Consider the following 6,786-nt stretch of genomic DNA (forward strand, 5'->3'; position numbering starts at 1 on the left):
GGCCGGGGCCGCGCTGTGCTGGCGGCGCCGTCTCGACCGGGTCGGGGCCGTCCTGCCGGTGGCCGGTCCGGCGGCGCTCGCGCTGCTGGCGGTGGCGATGGTGACCGCGCCGAGCGGCTGGGGCGAGGGGTCGGCTCTGCTGGCTCGCGGCGGCTACACGGTGGTCGCGCTGCTCGCCGGCGCCCTCATCCTCAGTCTGGAGCAGGGCGCGACGACGAGCTGGTTGTTCCGCGCGCTCGCCGCCCGCCCGCTGGAGTGGCTGGGCCGGATCTCCTACGGCTTCTACCTCTGGCACTTTCCCGTGGTCGCGCACTGGGGCCACGACCTGACCGGTGCGTTCGGCCGGTGGCCGGCGATCGTGGTGGTCGGCCTCATCTCGGTGGCCCTGGCGGCCGCGTCGTACTACCTGCTCGAACGGCCCATCCAGCGCCGCCGCGCCGCGGGTCCCCAGCCCCGGCCGACCCGCGCGAGCCCGCCGCGCCGCCTGCCGGCGTTGGCGGGCAGCCGCCGGAGCCGGTAACGGAGATCGCGGGGTCAGGTGCCGATGGTCAGGTGCCGACGGCCAGGTGTCGATCGCGGTGTCGCGGGCGACCTTCTCCCAGGCAGCGATGTCCGCGCGGACGCCGTCGATGTGGCTGACGATCGCGTCGACCGCGTCAGATCCGAGCGGGAGGCGCAGGGGAACCCGCGGCGCCTCCAACGCGGTGATGATCGCTGCCGCGGCCCGCACCGGATCACCCGGCTGGTTACCGTTGCTGGTCTCGATCATCCGGCGAGTCGGGCCGACGGTGTCGGCATAGACGGGTATCTCGGTGCTCGCGGACGTACCCGGTTGTTGACCAGCACGTCGATCCGGCCATGCCGGCTCACCACGTCCCGGACGACCGCGTCGATCGAGCCCGTGTCGGTGACGTCCAGCGCAACCGCCTCGACCCGCGCGGGATGTTGCGCGGACGTCGTCCAACGTCGCGGCGCGCCGCGCCGTCGCGACCACGACGTCCCCGGCGGCCACCACCGCCTCGGTCACCGCCCGGCCGAAGCCGCTGTTCGCGCCGGGGTCAGTTGAGACGACCCGACCGCCGGACTGGCCGGTGGGTCCAGCGACATGGCCTTCGTCTGGCTGCCGCTGGGCGATCCGGGCGGCGGTCGCGGCGGAGGCTACCGCGGGAGGCGGTTGACCGCGGCGAGGACGGCGTGGACCGAGGCGGCGAGCACGGAGGTGTCCTGCCCCACGCCCCAGTAGTCGGCGCCGCGGTGGCCGATCAGCACATAGGCCGTCGCGGAGCTGGCCGTCGCGGGGCCGGTGCCGGCGCGCTGCGTCGCGTGCTCGCCGTAGCCGCGGATCTCGACCTCGACGCCGACGTCCGCGAGCAGTGCCGTCAACGCGGCCAGCGGGCCGTTGCCCAGGCCCCGGCCGCGGTGCTCGCGGCCGGCGACCGACAGGTCGGCGACGAACTCGTGCTCGCCGGGAGCGGTCTCGACGGTCCGCCAGGCCGACAGGGCGAGCGGCCCGTCGTGCAGCGGCGCCAGGTAGCGGGCGCGGAACATCTCCCACAGGTCCTTGGGAGTAAGTTCCCGGCCATCGCGGTCCGCGGCGACCTGGATCGCCCGGGAGAAGTCGGCCTGAAGACCTTTCGGCAGCTCCAGCCCATGATGCAGGTTCAGCAGATGGGCAACACCGCCCTTGCCGGACTGGCTGTTGACTCGGATCAGCGCCTCGTAGCTGCGGCCGACGTCCGCCGGGTCGATCGGCAGGTACGGCACCGCCCATTGCGCCATAGCCGCCGGCATCCCTTCTTCCGCCGCGCGGGCCGCGTGCCGCGCCAGGCCCTTGCTGATCGCGTCCTGGTGGGTGCCGGAGAAGGCGGTGTAGGCGAGCTCGCCGCCGTAGGGGTGCCGCGGGTGGACCGGCATCCGGGTGCAGTGTTCGACCGTGTCGCGGATGACGTCGATGTCCGAAAAGTCGATCATCGGGTTGACGCCCTGGGAGTACAGGTTGAGTGCGAGGGCCACCAGGTCGACGTTGCCGGTGCGCTCCCCGTTGCCGAACAGGCAGCCCTCGACGCGCTGCGCCCCGGCGAGCAGCGCCAGCTCCGCGCACGCCACCCCGGTGCCCCGGTCGTTGTGGGGATGGACGGACAGGATCACCGAGTCGCGGCGGTCCAGGTTGCGGTGCATGTACTCGATCTGGTCGGCGTAGACGTTGGGGGTGGCGATCTCGACGGTGGCCGGCAGATTGTGGATGACCGGCCGCTCGGGGCAGGCGTCCCACCGGGCGGTGAGGCTGTTGCAGACCTCCAGCGCGAAGTCCGGCTCGGTCGCGTTGAAGACTTCAGGGGAGAACTGGAACCGGACGTCGGGGCAGCGCGGGGAGTCGGCGAGCCGGGCCATGTGCCCGGCGACGTCGTGCAGCAGGCCCAGCAGGCCCAGCAGGTCCGTGCGGTCCCGGCCGAGGACGACCTGCCGCCACACCGGGGCCGTGGCGACGTAGAGGTGCACCACGGCGCGGGGCATCCCGGTTTCGTGCGCCATCCCTTCGATCGAGGCGAAGGTCCGCTCGACGAGGTCGCGTCTCGCCGGGGTGAATACCACCAGGGTCACGTCCGGCGGGACAGCGTCGTCGTCGACCAGGTGGCGGACGAAGTCGAAGTCGGTCTGGCTGGCCGACGGGTAGCCGACCTCGATCTCCTTGAACCCCATCGCGACGAGCAGGTCGAACATCACCCGCTTGCGGGCGGTGTCCATCGGTTCGCGTAGCGCCTGGTTGCCGTCGCGCAGGTCCACCGGCACCCACAGCGGCGCCGATTCGAGGCGCCGGGTCGGCCAGACGCGCCCGGCGGGATCGAACGCGGGCAGCTCGACCCGCTCGTGGGCCGCCCGGTATCGCTGGTGCGGCATTGTGCTGGGGCGCTGCGGGTTCCACCCGGGAGCGCCAGCGGGCAGCGGGCCACGAGGCCTGATCACGGTGGGGAAGCCGGACGGGCCGGCGCCGACGATCGGCTCACGGCTTCGCGGCAGAGTGGTGGCACGTCTACTCTTCAGGTTGTCAGACATGTTGAGGCAGTACCTTCCGCTGCTGGAACGATCGGGGTCGACCGGACGCAGGAGCTGACCGCGGCGAGGTGGCGGGCACGGGTCGGATCCTGTCGTGGCGGGGAGGAAACGGCCGCCCGCCCGGCGTTACGCGACGTACCATACTCCCCAGATCCATCGGCTTCCCCGACAATCGGCTTCTCGGCTTCTCTGACAACTGAGAGGAAGATCCGTGCCGCTCGGCGCGCTGCGTCCGACTCCCCTGGTCGAGCAGGCGACCCGCCGCCTTCATGAGCAGATCACCAGCGGCGAGTGGCCGGTCGGAACCCGGCTGCCGGGGGAGACGACGCTGGCGGCGACGCTCGGGGTCGGCCGTTCGACAGTGCGTGAGGCGCTGCGTGCGCTGGCGGGCGCGGGGCTGGTGCGGTCGCGGCAGGGGGCCGGGGTGTTCGTCATCGCCGCCGAGTCTCCGCAGGACTGGCCGGACACGCTGCGGCGCGCCGCAGTCGGGGATGTGTACGAGGTCCGGATGCTCATGGAGGTGCAGGCGGTGGGACTGGCCGCGCAGCGGCGCACCGACGCCGACGTGGCCGCCCTGTGCACGGCGCTGGCGGATCGCCGCGCCGCCGCGGTCGGCGGGGACGATGTGGCCTTCGTCGACGCCGACGTCGCCCTGCACGTGGCCGTCGTCGCGGCGGCGCACAACCCGGTGCTCGACGGCCTGTTCGCCGAGTTCGTGCCCGTGCTGCGCCGGGGTCTCGTCGAGCTGGTGGACCTGCTCGGGCTGCGGGCCGCCGACCCCAACCACGGCGACGCCGCGCACGCCGCCCTCATCGACGCCGTGGCCGCCGGAGACGGGAAGCGCGCCGGCGACATCCTGCGGGCCGAGCTGGACGAGACCCTGGCCCGACTGCGAGCGCCGACGGGCTGACGGGCTGACGGACCACCCTTGTCGTTCCTCAGGGTTCCTCAGAGACGCATCGGGCGGCGAAGTCGGTCGAAGAGTGAGGAGGGCGGCCGTCGACGGGCCGGGCGCCAGTGCGACGGGCGGACGCCCACATCGGTGTTGCCCAGCTAGGCGATGGTGGGGGTTGCCCGCGGCGGGCTGGTAGCGTCCGCGATGGCAACAACTGCGGGGTGCCCCGGGCGACCGGGGAGAATCGGGAAGCCGGTGCGAGTCCGGCACGGGCCCGCCGCGGTAACCGGGAAGTCGCCGTCCACGCGTGCCACGCAGCCACTGGGCCACCGGCCTGGGAAGGCGGACGGTCCGACGTCGATCCGGGAGTCCGAAGACCGGCCCCGCCGCCACGCCGCCCGCTCGGGCGGCCGACAGCGGGAGCCTGCCTTGCCACACCACCGCGACACCGAAACCACTCCCCGGCCGGATGCCATGACCTCGCCCGACCCGACGGTCCGGCTCGACCCGATGGCCCGATCGGGCGCCGCGACCGGCTCGGGTGCCGACGCTCTGTATGACGCTATCCAGCGGCGGCGCGATGTGCGTGGCCAGTTCACCGGGGCGCCGATCCCCGCCGATGCCCTCGGCCGTGTCCTCGCTGCCGCCCACGCCGCGCCGAGTGTCGGGCTCAGCCAGCCCTGGGACTTCATCCTCGTCACCGACGGCGGGACGCGTCGGGCCTTCCACGCGCACGTCCAGCACGAACGGGCGGTGTTCGCCGCGACCCTGACCGGGGACCGGGCTGAGCGTTTCGCCGGAATCCGGATCGACGGCATCCTGGCCGCGTCGATGTCGCTGGTCGTCACCTACGATCCGGCCCGCGGGCAGCCGGCGGTCCTCGGGCGGCACGCCATCGCCGACGCGGGCCTGTACTCGGTGTGCCTGGCCATCGAGAACCTGTGGCTCGCCGCCACCGCCGAGGGCCTCGGCGTCGGCTGGGTGTCGTTCTACCGGGAGCCGTTCGTCCGCGAGCTGCTCGGCATCCCGGCCGGGATTCGCCCGGTCGCCTGGCTGTGCGTCGGCCCCGTGACCCACCTCGAGGACACTCCCGACCTGGAACGTCACGGCTGGGCGCGGCGGCGTCCCCTGGCCGACGCCGTCCACGCCGAGCGCTGGCATGGACGTCCCGAGCGGCGTTCCGCCTAGACGCGGCGGGCACGGGTCAGGGGCGGGCCCGCAGGCCGTCGAGCAGGACCGTCGTCAGCGGGTCGTCGGCGCGGGCGCCGGGGCGGCAGACCGCGACGTTGAGCAGGCCGACCACCTGCGCGCCGGTGAGGTCGGCGCGCAGCGATCCTTCGCGCTGGGCGTCCTCGACCAGGCCCTTCAACAGCGCGTTGACCTCCTCGACCAGTTCGGCGACGGTCGGGTCGACCCGGGTGGCGTCGGGCAGTGACGAGATCAGGGCGAGGGGCAGGCCGGTGCACCTCGCCACGATCCGGACCAGGACCTGCCAGCGCGGACTGGATGACGACTGCTCGGCCCGGCTCGCGGCGAGCAGTGTGCGCAGCGTCGTGGCCGCGACCGAATCCAGCAGCGACTGACGGTCGGGAAAGTGCCGGTAGAGGGTGCCGACGCCGAGGCCCGCGGCCCGGGCGATCTCCTCCATGGACACGGCCGGCCCGCGACGGGCCAGCAGATCGAGGGCCGTGGTCGCGATGAGCTCGCGGTTGCGCTGCGCGTCGGCTCGCACGACCCGCTCCCTCCCCTTCTGCGCCCACTGGTACCGGGCCTCTGGCCCCGGCCCCCGGCCCCCGGCCGTGCCCCCCGGCCACCAGCTTCCGCACGTCCACCCGCCGGCCCTGGACCACGCCGGATGGAGCCGACCTCCGGCCAACCGGAGCGTGGCCTTCACCTTAATGTAGCGTCCTGGGCGGAACCGGAAGGTCCGGTTCAGGTAGGGGTGATCATGAAGATCGGAATGTACGTGAGCGGCGGTCCCAGCCCGGCCGCCGTCCTCGACCAGGTCCGCGCGGCGGCGCGGGCCGGCCTGGACAGCGCGTTCTTCGGCCAGCTCGCCTCCTGGGACGCGCTCACCCTGGCGGCGCTGGCCGCCACGGCGGTGCCCGGCATCGAGCTGGGGACCGCCGTGGTGCCGACCTATCCACGCCATCCGCTCGCGCTGGCCGGGCAGGCGCTCACCGTCCAGGCGGTGGCCCCCGCGGGCCTCACCCTGGGGATCGGGCCCAGCCACCGGCAGATCATCGAAGGGCAGTTCGGTTACCGGTACGACCGTCCGGCCCGTCATCTCCGCGAGTACCTGACCGCGTTGGGGCCCCTGTTGCGCGGGGAGGCGGTCGACGTCCACGGGGAGACCGTGACGGCGGTCGGCCGCATCGACGCGCCGGTCGCGGTCGCGCCGTCGGTGCTCGTCTCCGCCCTGGGACCGGTCATGCTCCGGGTCGCCGGCGAGCTGGCCGACGGGACCGTGACGGTGTGGACTGGTCCGAAGACCGTCGGTGATCACATCGCGCCGACGATCGCCAGGGCGGCCGCGGCCGTGGGCCGCCCCGCGCCGCGGGTCGTGTGCGCGGTCATGGCCTGCGTCACCGCCGATCCGGACCGGGTCCGCGCCGCGGTGGCCTCGCAGGTCGGTTTCGCCTCGGACTTCCCCTCCTACCGGGCGGTCCTCGACCGCGAGGGCCTCGGCGGGGTGCACGAGACGGTGGTCGCCGGCACGGCGGAGGCCGTCGAGCGGGCTGTGCGCCGCTACGCCGACGCCGGCGCGACCGAGCTGCTCGTGGGCCTGATCGGCGATTCCCAGGAGCGGGTGCGCACCCTCGGCGTCGTTGCCGCGC

7 protein-coding genes and 1 riboswitch are annotated in these 6,786 nt (G+C 73.7%); of the genes, 4 read left to right on the plus strand and 3 right to left on the minus strand.

Features of this window, described 5'->3' with window-relative positions:
- On the plus strand, window positions 1-520 hold a 520-nt coding region (locus ND748_RS21505), incomplete at its 5' end, for an acyltransferase (protein ID WP_251747792.1).
- A gap of 245 nt (window positions 521-765) precedes the next feature.
- Here ND748_RS21505 and ND748_RS35105 read toward each other — a convergent pair.
- Together ND748_RS35105 and ND748_RS21515 are read right to left on the minus strand one after the other, a co-directional pair.
- The gene (locus ND748_RS35105) at window positions 766-918 is read right to left on the minus strand and encodes a hypothetical protein (RefSeq protein ID WP_374215994.1); all 153 of its coding nucleotides are present in this window, start codon (window positions 916-918) and stop codon (window positions 766-768) included.
- Window positions 919-1,158: 240 nt separating this feature from the next.
- Window positions 1,159-3,054 carry a 2-isopropylmalate synthase gene (locus tag ND748_RS21515; protein WP_251747793.1) on the minus strand — a complete coding sequence of 632 codons (1,896 nt, stop codon included), beginning with the start codon at window positions 3,052-3,054 and terminating at the stop codon, window positions 1,159-1,161.
- A 211-nt stretch (window positions 3,055-3,265) separates the two neighbouring features.
- Between ND748_RS21515 and ND748_RS21520 the strand changes: the two genes are divergently transcribed.
- Entirely contained in the window at window positions 3,266-3,964 is a 699-nt protein-coding gene (locus ND748_RS21520) for an FCD domain-containing protein (RefSeq protein WP_251747794.1), read from the plus strand.
- 187 nt (window positions 3,965-4,151) lie between these two features.
- A riboswitch (cobalamin riboswitch) is annotated at window positions 4,152-4,350 on the plus strand.
- Window positions 4,351-4,459: 109 nt separating this feature from the next.
- Window positions 4,460-5,137 (plus strand): 5,6-dimethylbenzimidazole synthase, encoded by a 678-nt coding sequence (gene bluB, locus ND748_RS21525; protein WP_251747797.1) that lies wholly within the window; start codon window positions 4,460-4,462, stop codon window positions 5,135-5,137.
- Between the two features lie 16 nt (window positions 5,138-5,153).
- On the opposite strand, the gene ND748_RS21530 is transcribed toward bluB, so the two are convergent.
- Window positions 5,154-5,681: a TetR/AcrR family transcriptional regulator gene (locus tag ND748_RS21530; protein WP_251747795.1), complete on the minus strand. Its 528-nt coding sequence runs from the start codon at window positions 5,679-5,681 to the stop codon at window positions 5,154-5,156.
- 216 nt (window positions 5,682-5,897) lie between these two features.
- On the opposite strand from ND748_RS21530, the gene ND748_RS21535 reads away from it, so the two are divergent.
- On the plus strand, window positions 5,898-6,786 hold an 889-nt coding region (locus tag ND748_RS21535; RefSeq protein ID WP_251747796.1), incomplete at its 3' end, for an LLM class F420-dependent oxidoreductase.

The sequence above is a fragment of the Frankia sp. AiPs1 genome (genome assembly GCF_023716945.1).
Taxonomy (GTDB): domain Bacteria; phylum Actinomycetota; class Actinomycetes; order Frankiales; family Frankiaceae; genus Frankia.

Coding starts and splice junctions, on each gene's coding strand:
- ND748_RS21515 (WP_251747793.1), bottom strand. CDS start 3,054: ATGTCTGACAACCTGAAGAGTAGACGTGCCACCACTCTGCCGCGAAGC.
- bluB (WP_251747797.1), top strand. CDS start 4,460: ATGGCCCGATCGGGCGCCGCGACCGGCTCGGGTGCCGACGCTCTGTAT.